The sequence below is a fragment of the Corynebacterium sp. HMSC074C11 genome, from assembly GCF_001809455.1.
Classification (GTDB): Bacteria; Actinomycetota; Actinomycetes; order Mycobacteriales; family Mycobacteriaceae; genus Corynebacterium; species Corynebacterium amycolatum.
Genome location: NZ_KV797739.1, coordinates 117,181 through 134,038 on the forward strand (window position 1 = coordinate 117,181; position 16,858 = coordinate 134,038).

The 16,858-nt window shown below is 58.5% G+C and carries 18 protein-coding genes; 15 read left to right on the forward strand and 3 right to left on the reverse strand.

Features of this window, described 5'->3' with window-relative positions; all coding sequences use genetic code 11:
* The first annotated feature begins 60 nt into the window (after positions 1-60).
* From rpsP to HMPREF2614_RS08160, 4 genes are all read left to right on the forward strand, one after another.
* Positions 61-543 (forward strand): 30S ribosomal protein S16, encoded by a 483-nt coding sequence (gene rpsP, locus HMPREF2614_RS08145; protein WP_038628648.1) that lies wholly within the window; start codon positions 61-63, stop codon positions 541-543.
* A 143-nt stretch (positions 544-686) separates the two neighbouring features.
* Positions 687-1,181, forward strand: coding sequence for a ribosome maturation factor RimM (rimM, locus tag HMPREF2614_RS08150; protein ID WP_038629546.1), 495 nt, complete (start codon positions 687-689; stop codon positions 1,179-1,181).
* Positions 1,178-2,065: a tRNA (guanosine(37)-N1)-methyltransferase TrmD gene (gene trmD, locus HMPREF2614_RS08155; protein ID WP_038628650.1), complete on the forward strand. Its 888-nt coding sequence runs from the start codon at positions 1,178-1,180 to the stop codon at positions 2,063-2,065. The genes rimM and trmD overlap by 4 nt, the downstream gene beginning before the upstream one ends.
* Positions 2,065-2,712 carry a phosphatase PAP2 family protein gene (locus tag HMPREF2614_RS08160; RefSeq protein WP_038628652.1) on the forward strand — a complete coding sequence of 216 codons (648 nt, stop codon included), beginning with the start codon at positions 2,065-2,067 and terminating at the stop codon, positions 2,710-2,712. The genes trmD and HMPREF2614_RS08160 overlap by 1 nt, the downstream gene beginning before the upstream one ends.
* Here the strand turns inward: HMPREF2614_RS08160 and HMPREF2614_RS08165 are convergent.
* Positions 2,672-3,166, reverse strand: coding sequence for a DUF1877 family protein (locus tag HMPREF2614_RS08165; RefSeq protein WP_038628654.1), 495 nt, complete (start codon positions 3,164-3,166; stop codon positions 2,672-2,674). The two genes, HMPREF2614_RS08160 and HMPREF2614_RS08165, sit on opposite strands and share 41 nt — an antisense overlap.
* Before the next feature lie 82 nt (positions 3,167-3,248).
* Between HMPREF2614_RS08165 and HMPREF2614_RS08170 the strand changes: the two genes are divergently transcribed.
* A complete protein-coding gene (locus HMPREF2614_RS08170; RefSeq protein ID WP_038628656.1) occupies positions 3,249-5,567 on the forward strand; it encodes a Tex family protein in 2,319 nt (772 codons plus the stop codon).
* A gap of 26 nt (positions 5,568-5,593) precedes the next feature.
* On the opposite strand, the gene HMPREF2614_RS08175 is transcribed toward HMPREF2614_RS08170, so the two are convergent.
* Entirely contained in the window at positions 5,594-6,574 is a 981-nt protein-coding gene (locus HMPREF2614_RS08175) for a DUF1648 domain-containing protein (RefSeq protein ID WP_070560656.1), read from the reverse strand.
* A 227-nt stretch (positions 6,575-6,801) separates the two neighbouring features.
* On the opposite strand from HMPREF2614_RS08175, the gene HMPREF2614_RS08180 reads away from it, so the two are divergent.
* The 9 genes from HMPREF2614_RS08180 (at position 6,802) to HMPREF2614_RS08220 (ending at position 15,102) form a co-directional block, all read left to right on the forward strand.
* Complete coding sequence (locus HMPREF2614_RS08180) at positions 6,802-8,220, forward strand: HNH endonuclease signature motif containing protein (protein ID WP_070560646.1); 1,419 nt, start codon at positions 6,802-6,804, stop codon at positions 8,218-8,220.
* 139 nt (positions 8,221-8,359) lie between these two features.
* Positions 8,360-8,701 carry a 50S ribosomal protein L19 gene (rplS, locus tag HMPREF2614_RS08185; protein WP_038628660.1) on the forward strand — a complete coding sequence of 114 codons (342 nt, stop codon included), beginning with the start codon at positions 8,360-8,362 and terminating at the stop codon, positions 8,699-8,701.
* 74 nt (positions 8,702-8,775) lie between these two features.
* A complete protein-coding gene (gene lepB / locus HMPREF2614_RS08190) occupies positions 8,776-9,573 on the forward strand; it encodes a signal peptidase I (protein ID WP_070560647.1) in 798 nt (265 codons plus the stop codon).
* Positions 9,548-10,267, forward strand: a complete 720-nt coding sequence (locus HMPREF2614_RS08195) for a ribonuclease HII (protein WP_080972877.1) — start codon at positions 9,548-9,550, stop codon at positions 10,265-10,267. Before lepB ends, HMPREF2614_RS08195 begins: the two co-directional genes overlap by 26 nt.
* A gap of 54 nt (positions 10,268-10,321) precedes the next feature.
* Positions 10,322-10,624, forward strand: coding sequence for a DUF2469 domain-containing protein (locus HMPREF2614_RS08200; RefSeq protein ID WP_005509529.1), 303 nt, complete (start codon positions 10,322-10,324; stop codon positions 10,622-10,624).
* 210 nt (positions 10,625-10,834) lie between these two features.
* A complete protein-coding gene (locus HMPREF2614_RS08205) occupies positions 10,835-11,257 on the forward strand; it encodes a YraN family protein (RefSeq protein WP_053088413.1) in 423 nt (140 codons plus the stop codon).
* Entirely contained in the window at positions 11,258-12,790 is a 1,533-nt protein-coding gene (locus HMPREF2614_RS08210; RefSeq protein ID WP_070560649.1) for a YifB family Mg chelatase-like AAA ATPase, read from the forward strand. It begins immediately after the preceding gene.
* Positions 12,791-12,820: 30 nt separating this feature from the next.
* Positions 12,821-13,957: a DNA-processing protein DprA gene (gene dprA, locus HMPREF2614_RS08215; protein ID WP_070560651.1), complete on the forward strand. Its 1,137-nt coding sequence runs from the start codon at positions 12,821-12,823 to the stop codon at positions 13,955-13,957.
* 305 nt (positions 13,958-14,262) lie between these two features.
* Positions 14,263-15,102 (forward strand): tyrosine recombinase XerC, encoded by an 840-nt coding sequence (locus HMPREF2614_RS08220; RefSeq protein WP_253291864.1) that lies wholly within the window; start codon positions 14,263-14,265, stop codon positions 15,100-15,102.
* Here HMPREF2614_RS08220 and HMPREF2614_RS08225 read toward each other — a convergent pair.
* A complete protein-coding gene (locus tag HMPREF2614_RS08225; RefSeq protein WP_038629559.1) occupies positions 15,099-15,620 on the reverse strand; it encodes a murein hydrolase activator EnvC family protein in 522 nt (173 codons plus the stop codon). The two genes, HMPREF2614_RS08220 and HMPREF2614_RS08225, sit on opposite strands and share 4 nt — an antisense overlap.
* Positions 15,621-15,996: 376 nt before the next feature.
* Here HMPREF2614_RS08225 and rpsB point away from each other — a divergent pair, with 376 nt between their 5' ends.
* Positions 15,997-16,818 (forward strand): 30S ribosomal protein S2, encoded by an 822-nt coding sequence (gene rpsB, locus HMPREF2614_RS08230; protein ID WP_038628671.1) that lies wholly within the window; start codon positions 15,997-15,999, stop codon positions 16,816-16,818.
* Positions 16,819-16,858 lie beyond the last annotated feature (40 nt).

Sequence of the window (16,858 nt, forward strand, 5' to 3'; positions counted from 1 at the left end):
TACTGGTGAGCTTGGATGCATAAGTATTGTCCAGTGACATAGAAGAAAGAGGAACTCCTCATGGCAGTCAAGATTAAGCTGCAGCGCCTGGGTAAGATTCGTACTGCTCAATACCGCGTTGTCGTTGCTGATGCTCGTACCCGCCGCAACGGTGCGGTCATCGAGAACCTGGGTATCTACCAGCCGAAGGAAGAGCCGTCGATCATCAAGATTGACTCCGAGCGCGTTCAGTACTGGCTGGGCGTCGGTGCACAGCCGACCGAGCCGGTTCTGGCTCTTCTGAAGGTCACCGGCGACTGGCAGAAGTTCAAGGGCCTCGAGGGTGCTGAGGGCACTCTGAAGGTTGCTGAGCCGAAGCCGACCAAGCTCGAGCTGTTCAACAAGGCTCTGGAAGAGGCCAACAATGGCCCGTCCGCGGAGGCCATCACCGCTAAGCGCCGCGAGGCCAAGGAAGCAGCTAAGGCTGCTAAGGAAGCTGAGGAGGCCGCAAAGGCTGCCGAGGCTGAGGCTGCTGAGTCCGAGGCTTCCGAGGACGCCGAGTAATAAGGACGCTGAGTACGCCGCTTAGCTAATCCGGGCGCTACCTTATACTTCAAGACGAAGTGTTGGGTGGCGCCTTTTTGCTTTATGCGGGTGTTTTACAGAGCCTTTATAAGAGAGGGAGTGTGCGCGTGTCGGTAGCTGACATGGTGCTTATTGGCCGAGTGATTAAGCCCCACGGTGTGCGCGGGGAAGTCGTCGTTGATGCAACAACGGATGACCCGGAAGGGCGTTTCGCAGTCGGAACCACGCTGTTGGGTGTACAGGCGGGCCGTGAAGAACAGCTGACTGTGAAAACGGCGCGTCCGCACCAGGGCCGTCTGCTGGTTCGCTTCGAGGAGATTCCGGGCCGCAATGAGGCCGAGCGTTATCGGGGCATGAAGTTTTATGCCGAACCCGTCTTCGAAGACGAGGGTTTTTATGACTTTGAACTCGAAGGCCTGCGCGTTGTCCGCAACGGCACCGATATCGGCGAGGTCACTTCTATCGTCCGTGCTCCCGCTCACCGTCTCCTTGAAGTCACGCTTGACGGAGGCGGCCGGGAGGTACTTATTCCTCTGGTAGAGGAAATCGTTCCGGAAGTAGACCTTGAGAACTCAACCGTCACCATCACGCCGCCGGAAGGACTGTTGGAGCTGTGAGCTTACGTCTCGATGTAGTCACAATCTTCCCGGAGTACCTCGAGCCACTGCGTCATGCGCTGCTGGGCAAGGCAATCGAACAGGGCATTTTGAGCGTCGGAGTGCACAACCTGCGCGACTGGGCGCCAGGTGTACACCAAGCCGTGGATGACTCGCCCTACGGCGGTGGCCCCGGCATGGTTATGAAGCCGGATGTCTGGGGTCCCGCCCTCGACGAGATCGCGACGCTGAAAGTGGAGCAGTCGTTGACATCCGCTGTGCCGCATTCGGACAATGTCCGCCATGATCAGAAACTGGGTCTGGCCGAGGAATCTTCCTATGCTGCAGCGGAAGTGCCGTCGTTAAGTGAAGAAGATTCAGCGAAGCCCCTGCTGATTGTCCCGACCCCGGCGGGCGAGCCGTTTACGCAGCAGATGGCGCAGGAGTTCTCACACGAGGAGCACATTGTGTTCGCGTGCGGGCGCTACGAGGGCATTGACCAGCGCGTTATTGATGATGCCGCTAATCGTTATCGCGTGCGTGAGGTCTCTATTGGGGACTATGTGCTGATCGGCGGGGAGGTGGCGGTGCTGGTGATTGCGGAGTCCGTCGTGCGGTTAATCCCAGGTGTGTTGGGCAACCGCAAGAGCCACGAGGAGGACTCTTTCTCTGACGGTCTGCTCGAAGGGCCGTCCTACACAAAGCCGCGCGAGTGGCGTGGACTAGAAGTGCCGGACGTTCTCCTCAGCGGCAATCACGCGCTGGTGGACCGTTGGCGGCGCGATCAGTCACTCATTCGTACGGCCGAACGTCGTCCGGATTTGCTTGCCGACGTCGACCTCAGCGTCCGTGACCAGGAAATAATTCAAGAGGTCATTGGGGAAGTAACCGAGGAGAACTGCTAGTGGCACGTGTTCGAATTGCGCGACCCCGGCACGTCATTGGTTGGTTAGCTGTCCTAGGGGCACTGGCGTGGTTCACTCAAACGCAGCTGGCGGGGAGCGTAGATCAGTCGTTTGCAGGCTGGGTCAGTGACCTGCATGGGGCACGGAATGGCCGCGTCGATAGTTTGATGCTGACTTTGAGCGAGATTATCCGGCCGATTTACGTCGCGCCGGTCACGCTTGTTGCTGCGGCACTCCTGTGGTTCCGCTTCCGTGCGTGGGCGTTGCTACTGCCAGCGTCATTCGGTTCGTCGATTGCGGTGACTTATGCCATGAAGTGGTTTTTGGACCGCGACCGACCGGGCGAGGAGTTCTCGCTGGTCAACCTGCACGATGCAGCGTTTCCTTCTGCACATGTGGCAGCGGTTACCTCCAGCGGCATGGCCGCGATGCAGCTTGCCATCCCCGTATTGCGGCGCACAGCCCGCAAGCTGCTTGACCTGGCCATCGTCGCGCTTATCGGTGCCGTGGCACTATCACGCGTGTGGGTCGGGGCGCACTGGCTCACCGATGTTATCGGCGGACTTATCGCCGGAGTTATCGGCTTGGCAGTTGCGTTGTTGGTTCTTAGGAGATGGCCACGAGCACGGCGCTACGCGCTGCTTTAGTCTCCTCATAGAAAGCTAAGAGTTCGCGGTAGCGCTGCGTCGCAGTGGCTTCGTCGATAAGCGAACCATTGTCCGTGATACGGGCGTCTAAGTCGATGCTTGCCAGCGTCTGGTGCACGTCGCCGACGCGATCGGCGCGGATGACCGCGGACAGCGGCTTGCGGCAGACGCGGTCGGCGCCGAGGATGGCCTCCGCCAGCGGGTCGCCGAGCGCCTGGCCGTCGATGGGATTACCGGTCAACGTGCGAAGCAGGGACTCCCAGTCGGTGTCGATGTCCAGGGCATCTTCGTCCGGAACGTCGACGAAGTGCTGCAGGATAATCTTCTCCGCGCCGTCGTTAACAAGCCCCGCCGTGCCGCCGTCGCTGGTCGCCGCAGGTGCTGCGACCTCAACTAACCGTGCTGCCTCCTCATCGGAAATGCGCAGGTATTCGGCACAGAGTTTCTGCTTCATGGGGCTCCTTTTCCGGTGTTAACTGCGAGCCTTCTGTGGGGCGTTCGCCAATTGGTACTTCCACGATAGTAAAGTTGCCCGGGTGATTTCATCAGTAATTGCCCGAGAACTCGCCGCCACTGGTGCGGACATTGCCGAAAGTGCCGTCGCCGCCGCTATCAAGCTTCTCGACGAAGGCAACACCGTGCCTTTCATCGCCCGCTATCGCAAAGAAGTAACCGGCGGGCTCGATGACACACAGCTGCGTTTCATCGAGGAACGCGTCGTCTACCTGCGCGAACTAGAAGAGCGCAAGCAGACGATTCTCGCCGCCATCGAAGAGCAGGGAAAGCTTAACGACGACCTCAAGGCCGCCATCCTCGCCTGCGACACCAAGGCACGGTTGGAGGATCTCTACCTGCCGTACAAGAAGAAGCGCAAGACCAAGGCCGATATTGCGCGTGAGGCCGGGTACGAACCGCTGGTGGAGGAGCTACTGGCCGACCCCGCCGCGGACCCTGAGGCTCTGGCCACTAAATATGGCGAGGCAGCTGGTAAGGATGCGAAGGACGCTCTGACCGGTGCCCGTGCCATTTTGGTCGATCGCTTCGCTACTGATGCTGATTTGGTGGGCTCTGTCCGTGAGCAGGTGTGGTCTTCCGGTTCCGCCGCCGCTGCCGTGGTGGAGGGCAAGGAGACTGCGGGCGCGAAGTACCGCGACTACTTCGAGCACAACGAACCGCTGGAGACCATGCCCAGCCACCGTGTGCTGGCCGTGCTGCGTGGAGAGGCCGAGGGCATCCTGACTCTCAACATCGATGCGGGTGAAGATGAGACCTACGAACACATGATTCGTGAGGCCTTTGAGCTTCCCGACGGCGGTGCCTCCAAGTGGATTGACCAGGCCGTTCGTTTCGGCTGGCGTACCAAGTTGGAGGTTTCCGCTGCCCTCGATGCCCGCACTCGACTGAAGGAGCGCGCCGAGGCTGAAGCTGTGGATGTCTTCGCCCGTAACCTGCGCGACCTGCTGCTGGCTGCCCCTGCTGGTCAGCGCGCCACTCTCGGCCTGGATCCGGGATACCGCAATGGTGTGAAGTGCGCCGTTGTCGACTCCACCGGCAAGGTGCTCGACACTGCCATCGTCTACCCGCACCAGCCGCGCAATGACTGGTCTGGCGCCAAGGAGCAGCTGGCCACTGTCTGCGCCACTCACCGCGTGGAGCTCATGGCCATCGGCAACGGCACCGCTTCCCGCGAGACCGAAACCCTGGCCCGGGAAATCGCCGACCTGATCGCTCAGGCCGGCGGCAAGAAGCCGACCCCAGTGGTGGTCTCTGAGGCCGGTGCTTCCGTGTACTCCGCATCGTCCCTGGCAGCAGCCGAGTTCCCGGACATGGATGTTTCGTTGCGCGGTGCCGTGTCGATTGCCCGCCGCCTGCAGGATCCGCTTGCCGAGCTCGTCAAAATCGATCCGAAGTCCATCGGTGTCGGTCAGTACCAGCACGACGTTTCCCAGACCAAGCTCGAGCACTCTCTCGATGCCGTGGTTGAAGATGCCGTGAATGCTGTCGGCGTGGAGGTCAATACCGCCTCCGCGCCGCTCCTCGGTCGCGTTGCTGGCGTGTCCTCGACCGTTGCGGACAATATCGTCGCATACCGAGACGAAAACGGCGCCTTTACCTCCCGAAAGGAACTGTTGAAGGTTCCGCGTCTCGGCCCCAAGGCCTTCGAACAATGCGCCGGCTTCCTGCGCATTCACGGCGCTACCAACCCGCTGGATGCCTCTGCAGTTCACCCCGAGTCCTACCGCGTCGTCGACGCTATCGCAGCGTCGGCTGGCGTCAGCGTCCAGGAGCTCATCGGCAACTCCCGCGTCCTGTCCAAGCTGCGTGCCGAAGACTTCGTCGACGACTCCGCCGGCATCGGTCTGCCCACCGTCCAGGACATCTTGGCTGAGTTGGACAAGCCTGGCCGCGATCCACGTCCCGAGTTTGTCACCGCCACCTTTAAGGAGGGCGTGGAGAAGGTCTCCGACCTTAAGCCCGGCATGATCCTCGAGGGCACGGTCACCAACGTCGCGGCCTTCGGCGCCTTCGTCGACGTCGGAGTCCATCAGGACGGCCTCGTTCACGTCTCCAACATGGCGCGCGGTTTCGTCTCCGACCCACATGAGGTCGTCCGCTCGGGCGAGGTGGTCAAAGTGAAGGTTCTCGACGTTGACGTTGAACGCAACCGTATCGGTCTATCGCTCAGGCTTGACGACGACACCTCGGATGCCAAGCCAAAGCGTGGCGACGGTCGCCGTGAAGGTCATGGAGATGGTCGTCGTGGTGATGGTCACGGTAAGGGGCGCAAGCGCGGTTCCCAGAACAAGAAGCAGGGCGGTTCCATGGCTGACGCGCTGCGCAGGGCAGGCTTTTAGCGCTTGAGCTGTTAGCGCATAGCCTATTAGCGCATAGCGTCGATGCGGCTGTTGATCTCTCCCGCGACAGTCGCAGCCATTCCATCCGGTACGACGATGGTGTAATCGGACCCTGAGGTCTCAATCTTGACTGCCTCGCCTGACCGTGCCGCCACGGTGATGCGGCCATCATTGCCAAGTCGAAGCCCAATACCGCCACCGTCGGCCCAGTTATATTTCGCCGGTGCCGCGTACTTAACGGTTCGAAGCTCGATGCGGTGCTTCATCTTCAATGGTCCGCAACCGTTAAAAATAGTGATGGAATCTGTCTTTGGGTCGGTATCTAGTGTCATGCCGGTCTCATATGCAATGAGGAATAGCGGCGTGCACAGGAGAAAAATGATGCCAAGGATCGGAAGGAATATTGCGAGCACTATAGACACTGTGCACCAGACTGCGAGGGCAGCCTTGACGCCATTAGAGATAGTCACGCTGACATCGATGGGAGTCGGGTCTCCTTCTCGATGGGGCAACTCTGGCGATGCAGGTTCGGTGACCGTGGCGTCGGTAAGCGAAGAGTAGTCCTTGAGGCGGCGCGCCACGAACAGGGCAGCTGCTAGACCGATGACGACACCGGCGATTGCATAAAACCAGCCGATTCGGGCGGTCATAGGGTCCGTCGTGCCGATTTGCGGGATGATAATCGCGAATTCAACACCGATTAAGAAGCCGCAGAGGGCGAGATTGGTTACTGCAATTGGCTTGCGTACGACAAGCGGCGTACTGGTCTTGGCACCGAGCCAACCGATCTGTGCACATGCGATGACGATGATGGCCGTAATCAAGGTGCTTTGAATTGGCGGCATGAAACCGTCGGGAGCGTCGTTACCGCTCCAATGCGTTGCTATTTGTTCCGGTAGTCGCTCGGAAATAGCAATCACCCACAGAAGCTGTGCAATGGCCAGTACACACGGGGCGATGATTGTTCCTCGAACAATCCAGGGGTCAAAGCGTGGAATCTGCGGCATGGAGACAATTTTAGCAGTTGAGGTGGGGCGGTATTGCACGTTGGTGATGCACGTTGCTCGTGCGCCTTGGTAATGCATGGTTCGCCTCGAACAATAAGGCCGAAAAGAAGTGCGATAAAAGTTGTCAAAAAAGGGTTGCGTAATCGAACGGGAGTGCTAAAATAGGGGTAGCAAGAACATGAAGTGTTTGAGCATGTTTTCTCGGTGTTGGGGCTTTTGGGGGAACAATGTCTAATCAAATTAGTCCAGCCAACCGACCGTCCGATGTGTACGAAGCGGCTTTGCTGCCTGAAGCGCCGCAGTTTTTCCATGAGGCATCCACTAATCCGTTGGCCGTAGCGGGGATTCAACGCAATCGCCTAGAGCTGGATATTTCTTTGAGCTGTGCGCCTCAGTCGCTTGAAATAGATGTGGATGCCTACATTGCTGAGATTGCACCTGAGCTGGGGATTGCCCGCGGTAAAGCGTTGGAGTATGTGGAGGTCGGCATCCAGCTAGCCCTCATGCCTCGCCTGGGTGCTTTCGTCAAGGCTCGTGCTCACTTGCCTTTTCGGCATCTGCTCACCATCGCCCGCGCAACGGCGCCGCTGCAAAACCCAGAGGTGCGCGAGGTCGTAGAGGAAGAGATTGCGCGCTTTGTTATTCCTCGCAGACAAGGTGAAGTTCTCCGAGGAATTCGTAGTCTGCACAAGTTCTTGCAACAGGTAATCGAGCAAATTGAACCCCAGCTGCGTCCGAAAAATCTTCCGGGGGACGTTGACCCGCTACTTCCCGCCGGTGAGCGCGAGATAGTGGGGGAGAGCATCGGTTTTGAAGAAGGCGACAACTTCGCGGAAGTTTTCATGGAGCTGGAAAAGACCCGCGCTCTCGAATTCAAGACCACTCTCCAAGCTATCTCAACCTCGGCGGGCTGTACCCGTGTCGAAGCTCTAACGCATCTCATCCGTGGCACCGCGGAGGCGAAGGTCGTTCTCAACCTGTACTGTCCCGCCACCGAGGAACGCCCGCGCACGGCTTGGCTTGGTGGTGTGGGGTGGATTTCGCAGTTGGCAACGCAGGCGTGGATTGACAAGGTTACGCATATCCGCTTGCTTGCCGACGAATCTGCGGAGGGCTACACCCCAACCGAAAGTCAGCGGGCGTACATCCAAGGCCTTGACGGGACATGCCGCTTCCCCGGCTGCGATGTCCCAGCGGAATTCTGCGACATTGACCATATCGAGCCCTACAACAAGGAAAACCCAGCCGAGGGTGGGGCAACAGAAACTCCTAACCTCCACTGCCTCTGTCGCCGACACCACAACATGAAAACGGCTGGGCTGTGGAATGTTGCACGGGATCGAGATGGTGTGGAACTTTGGACGTCGTCAAGCACGGGCAAAAAGACGGTGAGCATGGAAGATGGGCCGCTCGCCGGACATGGGCGCTACACCTTTGACAAGCGCGGTCTGCGGATGACGCAGGCACTGGAAGAATATAACCAGTACCGCCAAGAGCTGATTGAGCAATCACAGAAATTGGTCGAGGAAGCACGCAAGGGCGAAGACACTGACTCGCCCGACACTGACTCGCCCGACACTGATTCACCCGACACTGATTCACCCGACACCGAAGACCCGCCGAACATGGATGAATTTGGTTTCTGACCAGGGGGTGTGTAATAATCCCCAAGTTGTCTTTATAGGCAGCTTTACCTGTTTCGGGCATGAACCGGCCGAGCGTCCCTCTGTGGGAAAGCGCCGCCAGGGTCCTCTGTCTATGCAAAAAGTAAAGGAATAAGTTTCCATGAACATTCTTGACAAGGTTGATGCAGCATACCTGCGCGACGACATTCCGGAGTTCCGCGCTGGTGACACCGTCGAGGTCGACGTAAAGATTGTTGAAGGTAAGACCGAGCGTATTCAGGTCTTCAAGGGCGTCGTTATCCGTCGCCAGGGCGGCGGCATCCGTGAGACCTTCACCGTCCGCAAGATGTCCTTCGGTATCGGCGTTGAGCGTACCTTCCCGGTGCACTCCCCGAATATCGATGAGATTCGCGTTGTCTTCAAGGGCGACGTTCGCCGTGCGAAGCTGTACTACCTGCGCAACCTGCGCGGTAAGGCTGCACGCATCAAGGAGCGCCGCTAGTCTTTTGGCGCAAAATAATCCCCATCGAGTGTTAAGCTCGGTGGGGATTTTTCTATCGCGTATAGTCTTTTTCCATGACCGACGACGATTCGCGCGAACAGGCTGACGGCCAAAAAGAAGACCGTACTGATGGCTTGAAAGGCTTCCGGAAACTTGACGAGGAGCCTGAAAAGCACACTCCGTGGTACATCGAGATTCCAATCATTATCGTGATTGCCCTGCTCATCAGTGCCGGTGTGCAGTCCTTTATCGGCCGCGTCTACGTGATCCCATCTGAGTCGATGCAGCCGACGCTCAACGGTTGTGCGGGGTGCACTGGTGACCGCATTTGGGTGGATAAGGTTTCCTACCAGTTCTCAGATCCCAAGCCCGGCGATGTTGTTGTCTTTAATGGCCCGGAGTCCTGGAATAGTAACTACGTGTCACAGCGTTCAACTAACCCGGTGGCGAACTCGCTGCAGACGGTTGGGTCCTGGATTGGCCTTGTTGCACCGGATGAAAATGCGTTGGTCAAGCGTGTGATTGCCACGGGTGGTCAGACTGTGCAGTGCCGCCCAGGAGATCCCGGCATCATGGTAGACGGCAAGATGACAGACCAGGATTTCATTAAAACTCCGGCAGACAAGCCGGTGGTGGATAATCTTGGCTCAGAGCAGTGTGGTGGCCCGTACTTCGGGCCGATAACAGTGCCGGAGGGGCATCTGTGGGTCATGGGCGACAACCGCACCAACTCTGCGGACTCTCGCTATCACATGGGTGACGAGCTGCAGGGTACTGTGCCGCTGGATAACGTCGTCGGCAAGGTGCAGGCAATCATTCTGCCGTTTAACCGAATCGGTGGCGTCGATGATCCGGACATCCAGCACAACTAAATCCAGCACAACTAGCCTGCCCAGTCTGCTGGCGCTGCCGGCGCCGAAACTACGGAGGTTGAAGCAGGCGCGCACGATGGAAGTCGCGCTGGCAAAGCGCGGCTTTGGACCTGTAGCTGGGGTCGACGAAGCTGGCCGCGGCGCCTGTGCAGGCCCGATAGTTATCGCCGCCTGCTGCCTTCCCGAACGCCCTATCGCAGAACTGGATAAGCTCACCGATTCTAAAAAGCTCACGCCGGCCGCACGCGAACGGCTCTTTCCGCTCATCCAACGCTTCGCCACCGCTTTTTGCGTGACGACGATCCCCGCGTCCTACATCGACCAATTCGGCATCCAGGACGCGAATGTCACTGGAATGCGCCGCGCGGTAGCCGGGTTGGGGCAGCGTCCTGGCTACGTGCTTACCGACGCACTCAAGGTTTCTGGCTTCACGGCACCCTATTTGCCCGTGATTGGCGGTGATTCCGCTTGCCGATGTATTGCTGCTGCGAGTGTCTTAGCCAAAGTCACCCGCGACCGCATTATGGTTGACCTATCGGAGAAGTATCCGGACTATGGTCTGGCGGGGCATAAGGGCTACGGCACGGCATCGCATATGGAAGCGATTTCACGCCATGGCGCGACCCCGGAACATCGGTGGTCATACCGCAATGTGCGCTTGGCGCACGCGGAGTATCTTGAGCACCCCGAATAGACCAACATGTACAAAAAGAGCAACATGTAAACACTCGAAGGAGCCGTCGCGGTCGTGAGCGCAGAAGATCTAGAAAACTACGAGGCCGACGTTGAACTATCTCTGTACAAGGAGTTCCGCGATGTCGTTAGTCAGTTTTCCTACGTTGTTGAGACGGAGCGTAGGTTCTACCTTGCCAACGCTGTGGAGCTAATCCCGCACAACAGCGAAAACGAGGTCTACTTCGAGCTGCGGATGTCGGACGCCTGGGTGTGGGATGTCCACCGCCCGGCACGATTTGTCCGCTACGTGCGCGTCATCACTTTCAAGGACGTCAATATCGAGGAACTGGATAAGCCTGACCTACGACTGCCGTAGCTTTTATAGCTTCTCATCTCTTGGTATAGCTAGCTGCTAACAGTTATCCACAGTCGAAAAATTATCCACAGTTAGGGCCTTCCGAGCATCTATCGGAAGGCCTTTGTCATGCCCGCTGTGCAAGAGTGTTTCCGAACCGCCAAGGCGGCAAAAGTCTAGGCAGCAAATAGCCAAAGAAGAATTCAATGGGGAACCAGGGGGACCGGGGCTATGACACAGGACTTCGAAGAACTGACTACAAGACAGCTCGGCGAGTTCGGGGAGGATTTCGTCGCTGAGATGTTGGAGGATCAGGGGTGGGAAGTTATTGCTCGGAATGAACGCGTCGGGCGCTATGAGCTCGATCTTATTGCTGAAGACGTCGACGGTCGGCTGCATTTTGTGGAAGTAAAAACGCGGCGCAGTTCGCGAAGTAGTCAGTTTGGGGACGGCAGAGAGGCAATCACAGCAGCCAAGATTCGTCATTTGCGCAAAGCAGCGGCACGGTGGCTGTCAGAAAGCTCCACCTACTGGTTAGATGCCGTAATTATCGACTGCGCAGAAGTCACCGTATCCAGCCCTTCATCCAGTCCTCCGGTCGTAGCGGTTACGTACATTCCCGCAATCTGCGACGGAATCATGTGGGACTGCTAGATGACTGTCGGTACAGCCCTTGCGGTCAGCCTCAGTGGCATTGAGGGAACAATTGTGCAGGTCGAAGCTGACGTTGGGCGTGGCTTGCCAGGAATGTATATCGGTGGGCTCGGCGATGCCGCCGTCGGAGAAGCCAAGCATCGCGTGCGCACGGCAGTTGCCAACTCACAACTGCTCTGGCCGAAGACAAAAGTCGTTGTGAGTTTGTCGCCGGCGCATATCCGCAAGCACGGCACCAGCTTTGATCTCGCCATCGTCTGCGCCATCCTTATCGCAACCAACGATGACATGGAGGCACGCGGTCGCCTCCGTCAGACGGTTCTCATTGGCGAACTCGGGCTCGACGGTTCCATTCGGCCGGTGCTAGGGGTGCTACCGCAGGTCCTTGCCGCCCGCGAAGCTGGAGCCCGTTGGGTTATCGTCCCCGCCGCCAACGCCGCCGAAGCCGCGCTTGTCGACGGCATCGCAGTCTGTACCGCAGCTGACCTCACACAGCTATGGGGTTGGGTGCTCACCGGATCGGGTTTGAGGACCGCGCTTAACGACGACCCCAGCGAACAAACCTTTTCGGTAGACCTAGCCGATGTCGATGGTCAATCTGAAGCGCGCTTCGCTCTCGAGGTAGCCGCAGCAGGTGGGCACAATCTGTTCATGCAGGGTTCTCCGGGAACTGGCAAGTCCATGCTTGCTGAGCGTTTGCCCACAATTCTGCCACCATTGCAGAAGTGGCAGCAGCTGGAGGTTACCGCGCTGCATTCGGTGGCCGGAGCGCTCGATAATAGGGACACGCTTGTCCAGCATCCGCCTTTTGTGGCTCCACATCACAGCGCCACTGTGGCAGCGCTAGTCGGAGGTGGTGCCGTGCCCAAGCCCGGCGCGCTTAGCCTTGCCCACCATGGGGTGCTCTTTTTGGACGAAATTACTCTCATGCGCCCGGCAGTATTGGATGCGTTGCGGATGCCGCTGGAAAACGGGGTGGTCGTCCACCTGCGTACGCATCATCGAGTGACCTTTCCGGCGAGAACACAACTAGTCATGGCGACTAATCCATGTCGGTGTGGGGCGGCATATGCCAGCGAATGCACCTGTTCTAGTGCTGAGCGAGCCAAACACGGTCGTGCATTATCGGGGCCGCTTCGCGATCGCATGGATCTCAACGTGACGCTGAGTCCTGCCGGGGCCAATCTGGGCATCAGAAACAAAGCAGACAATGAGCCCTCGGCGGCCGTTCGTGAGCGGGTACAGGCCGCACGTGACCGTGCCTGCCGCCGATGGCAGGGCTTGGGTCTTGCCGACGAAGTGGCCGTCACCAACGCGAGCGTGCCACGTTCGCTTCTCCGTCGTCACGCGGGCCTGGACGAGGAGGCGATGGCGCTATTGGACTTCCAACTGAGAAAAGGAGAGATTACCCAGCGGGGAGTGGACAAAGTAATCGCAGTGGCGTGGACACTTGCAGATCTCGAGGGGATAGACGCGTTTACCTTCGAGCACGTGCAACGTGCCTGCAAGCTGCACGACCGCGAGGGCGGCTAATACAACCGAACCATTATCAAGGGGGAGAAAATGGACGAAATTCACGCGTGGGCCTATCTGAATCGTGTGGTAGAGGCGACGCATCCGCAGATTGTGCGACTCGTGACGGAGTTTGGGCCGGTAGAGGTAGCGGAGAGGATCAAGGTTCGCGCCGGGCTGCCGGAAGGTCTACTCAATACGACGCAGGCACGAGCCGAGGTTGACCAGAGTGGCCACGATCTAGAGCTGGCGGCAGCGATGGGTTGGCGCCTTATTTATCCGGGGCACCCAGAGTGGCCGGGGGAGCTGCTGTCCTGCTTTACGACGCTCGAAATCCGTGACCGCGCCGATGCGCCACCACTTGCGCTGTGGGTTCGTGGCCGTGACTTGCGGGAGATGCTCAGTGAAGCGGTGGCGATTGTCGGAACGCGGATGGCCAGCAGCTACGGGACACAAGTGGCGGCCCAATTCGCGGGGCAGTTCGCGAATGCGGGAGTTAGTGTCATCAGTGGTGGTGCGTTGGGGATTGATGCCGCGGCGCATCGTGCTGCGCTCGACGCTGGCGGCACTACGGTTGTGGTCGGAGCGGGTGGTGTAGGGGTTGACTATCCGCGGGCGCATGCAGAACTCTTCGACCGGATTGCAGAGCGGGGTGCGCTGGTCACGGAGTATCCACCGGGAGTGCGACCTGCGCGACATCGGTTCTTGACTAGGAATCGGCTGGTAGCGGCCCTATCACGAGCAACCACAATCGTCGAGGCGGGCTGGCGTTCAGGGGCGCGTAACACAGCGAACTGGGCAGTGAGGTTAAACAAGCCTTTGGGAGCAGTGCCGGGACCGGTGACGCTGCAAACAACCTCTGGCTGTCATGACCTAATCCGCAGTGGCGAGGCTGTACTGGTGTGTAGCGCCGACAATGTGCGGTCGCTGTATCGGTCAGTTGGCACAGTGAATGAGGATGCTCAGCTCGAATTGTTGTGGGAAAAGTCGGCGGTGCAGAAGCTTTCTCGAAACGAGCTCGCTGTCTACGACTCCCTGAATTCTGCGGAGCCAACACCAGTGGGAAAAGTCGCGGCACAGGCGGGATTAGCCATAGCGCTTACGACACATTTGTTGTTAGAGCTGCAGGGACAGGGGCTGACCAATCGAGTGGAGGGTGGGTGGTTGCGCCAGGAACAGAGGCGTTAGTGAAGTATTAGTAAAATCTTCTGCAAAGAATCTCGAAAAAATCTTGAATTAGGTATTGCAATTCTCTGTACACTCAGTAATATAGGCAAGGCAAGCCTAAGTAACTGTTACGGAAACGGGCTTGTGACATGGGTGAGGCAATAGGGCAGTGGCTCTGGCGAAAGTCGGAGTCACTGCCTTTTCCGCTGTCTGGTGAGGCCTTGCGGCGTGCATCGACTAAGGTCAGAACCGTGAAGCGCGCAACCGATAAAGACGACACGCCTGATTCGGATTTCGGGCTATCCGCCAATATTGAGGCCGTACTCATGGATTTTCTCGATGAGCTGACTTATTCCCGCAGGCTCTCCGGTGCAACCGTCCGCGCCTATCGAGCCGATCTCATCCCCCTCCTCGCCGGCCTGAACCACATCAGTGAACTCTCCACCCCGGTCATCCGTACGCACCTCGGCGCGAAGCATGCGGAGGGGGCTGCGCGGTCATCGCTGGCTCGCTTAACGACGTCTATTCGGCAGTTCTGTAGTTGGCTTGTAGCTCGGAAACTTCTCGATGCTGATCCGTCGCTGCGGCTGTCAACACCGAAGAAGCATCAGCATCTCCCGGAAGTGCTCTCGCCGGAGAAGGTTGAGGCAGCAATCGAGAAAGTCTCTTCTGAGGACAGTGCAGTAGCGGCACGCGACTTGGCCATCGTGGAATTGTTGTATGCCACTGGGATGCGTGTAGAGGAGCTGTGCAAGGCCGACGTCTCTGATGTGGACTTCTCCCGCCACATCATCTCGGTAGTGGGTAAGGGTAACAAGCAGCGCATCGTGCCCTTTGGGATGCCAGCGGAGGCGGCGCTCAAAGGCTGGCTCCAGGTGCGTGGAAACTTTCATGCTTCCGCACAGGCTGAACATGCGCTTTTTCTCGGTGTGCGTGGAGGTAGGTTGAATCCGCGGCAGGCGCGCCGAGTTATTCATAAATGGGCTGATGTTTCACCGCATGCGCTTCGGCACTCTGCGGCCACGGCCATGGTGGAAGGTGGCGCTGACTTGCGTGTGGTGCAGGAGATGCTCGGCCATTCGAGTCTGGCGACCACACAGATTTATACCCACGTCTCAGCGGACCGCCTCCGTGAAGTACATAAGCGGGCACATCCGCGCGCTTAACTGCGCACGGACTTGAGCACGATTGGCCTCCGCTGTATCAAATCCAGCGGATTGAGATAGTCCTTGCCACGCAGCGCACCCCAATGCAGGCCCGGTTCGGGATGATTGGCGCTGACCACAAGATGGCCAATCACCTGGCCTGCGGCCACGCGGTCTCCCTTTTCTAGTGCGGTATCTATGGGCTGATAGGTTGTGCGGATGCCATCGGCGTGCATGATCGACACGGAAGTCATTCCGGCAATAGAACCGGCGAAATGCACCACACCGGGCGCTGAGGCGCGGATTGGCTGGCCCGGGGAGGCGTTCAGGTCAACTCCGCGGTGTCCAGGCTGCCAGCGTTTTTCCGGTGGGGCGTAGTCGCGTAGAACTTTGCCGTGGACAGGGAAGGTATGTGCAATAGTGGATATTGGTTCGCCGGTAGCTGCAGGTGGGCTTGGGGGTGTTGTTAGCGCGACAGCGAGCACGAATAGCGCTAATGTGCGCATTAGCGAGCGCCTGAAACTCTGCTTGGTCGTCATGCGCGATAGTGTGGCGGACGCTGCACTCGTCGACAAGCGGCAGTGCATTGCAAACGGTTCTAGCTGTGGATGACTTTTTGCCCTGTGGATAGTAGGGTGTGTCAGATATTGCGACCTGCGCGATGTATCAGATAAGATTACGCTCGCGGTGTCTGCCTTAATGGGCGGTCATTAGCGCAAAGACTACGCGCGCGACCCATTCCGGCTGGTTCACGGGTGCTCGGCAGGATATCTGTCGGGTGTGAGGCAGCGGGGGAGCGCTAGGGCACAGGGAAAGCCTGTGCGTGAACTGTAACCACCTATATCGGATAAGAAAGGAAGGGAAGCAGCCGCAGCCCTAGTCAGGCTGGACGTGAGGATCTTCCCTGAATATGACATGGCTGTTGTATCCATGCGAGAACTGCTCGATGCAGGTGTCCACTTCGGTCACCAGACCCGTCGTTGGAACCCGAAGATGAAGCGTTTCATCTTCACCGAGCGCAATGGTATCTACATCATCGACCTGCAGCAGACCCTGACCTACATCGACGAGGCTTTCGAGTTCGTCAAGGAGACTGTCGCTCACGGTGGCAACATCCTGTTCGTCGGTACCAAGAAGCAGGCTCAGGAAGCCGTTCAGAACGAGGCAGAGCGCGTTGACATGCCGTACGTCAACCACCGCTGGCTCGGCGGTATGCTGACCAACTTCGCCACCGTTTCCAAGCGCCTGGCTCGCCTGAAGGAGCTTCAGGCAATGGACGCTGCTGAAAACGGCTACGAGGGTCGCGGCAAGAAGGAAATCCTGATGCTGACCCGTGAGCGCACCAAGCTGGAGCGCACCCTGGGTGGCATTCGCGACATGTCCAAGGTTCCGTCCGCACTGTGGATTGTTGACACCAACAAGGAGCACATCGCTGTCTCCGAGGCTAAGAAGCTGGGCATTCCGGTTGTTGCCATCCTGGACACCAACTGCGACCCGGATGACGTTGATTTCCCGATCCCGGGCAACGACGACGCAATCCGCGCTGCTTCCGTGCTGACCCGCATCATCTCCACCGCTGTTGAAGAGGGCCGCAAGGCTCGCGCTGAGCGCGAGGCCAACGCTGCTCGCGAAGCAGCAGGCGACGCTCCGATTGAGTCCGCCGCTGAGAACACCGACCAGGCTGCAGAGATGGACGCCGAGGGCTCCGCTGCAACTGAGACGGCATCCGCTGAGTAAAGCTGAACTTTCTAACCACCACAAGTTCTAACCACCACAA

Excerpts from the sequence above, each read along its gene's own strand:
- HMPREF2614_RS08180 (WP_070560646.1), top strand. The coding sequence starts at position 6,802 with ATGTCTAATCAAATTAGTCCAGCCAACCGACCGTCCGATGTGTACGAA.
- rpsP (WP_038628648.1), top strand. The coding sequence starts at position 61 with ATGGCAGTCAAGATTAAGCTGCAGCGCCTGGGTAAGATTCGTACTGCT.
- HMPREF2614_RS08210 (WP_070560649.1), top strand. The coding sequence starts at position 11,258 with ATGACTGTCGGTACAGCCCTTGCGGTCAGCCTCAGTGGCATTGAGGGA.
- lepB (WP_070560647.1), top strand. The coding sequence starts at position 8,776 with ATGACCGACGACGATTCGCGCGAACAGGCTGACGGCCAAAAAGAAGAC.
- rplS (WP_038628660.1), top strand. The coding sequence starts at position 8,360 with ATGAACATTCTTGACAAGGTTGATGCAGCATACCTGCGCGACGACATT.
- HMPREF2614_RS08205 (WP_053088413.1), top strand. The coding sequence starts at position 10,835 with ATGACACAGGACTTCGAAGAACTGACTACAAGACAGCTCGGCGAGTTC.
- HMPREF2614_RS08220 (WP_253291864.1), top strand. The coding sequence starts at position 14,263 with ATGGATTTTCTCGATGAGCTGACTTATTCCCGCAGGCTCTCCGGTGCA.
- rpsB (WP_038628671.1), top strand. The coding sequence starts at position 15,997 with ATGGCTGTTGTATCCATGCGAGAACTGCTCGATGCAGGTGTCCACTTC.
- HMPREF2614_RS08175 (WP_070560656.1), bottom strand. The coding sequence starts at position 6,574 with ATGCCGCAGATTCCACGCTTTGACCCCTGGATTGTTCGAGGAACAATC.
- HMPREF2614_RS08165 (WP_038628654.1), bottom strand. The coding sequence starts at position 3,166 with ATGAAGCAGAAACTCTGTGCCGAATACCTGCGCATTTCCGATGAGGAG.
- HMPREF2614_RS08225 (WP_038629559.1), bottom strand. The coding sequence starts at position 15,620 with ATGACGACCAAGCAGAGTTTCAGGCGCTCGCTAATGCGCACATTAGCG.
- HMPREF2614_RS08195 (WP_080972877.1), top strand. The coding sequence starts at position 9,548 with ATGATCCGGACATCCAGCACAACTAAATCCAGCACAACTAGCCTGCCC.
- rimM (WP_038629546.1), top strand. The coding sequence starts at position 687 with ATGGTGCTTATTGGCCGAGTGATTAAGCCCCACGGTGTGCGCGGGGAA.
- dprA (WP_070560651.1), top strand. The coding sequence starts at position 12,821 with ATGGACGAAATTCACGCGTGGGCCTATCTGAATCGTGTGGTAGAGGCG.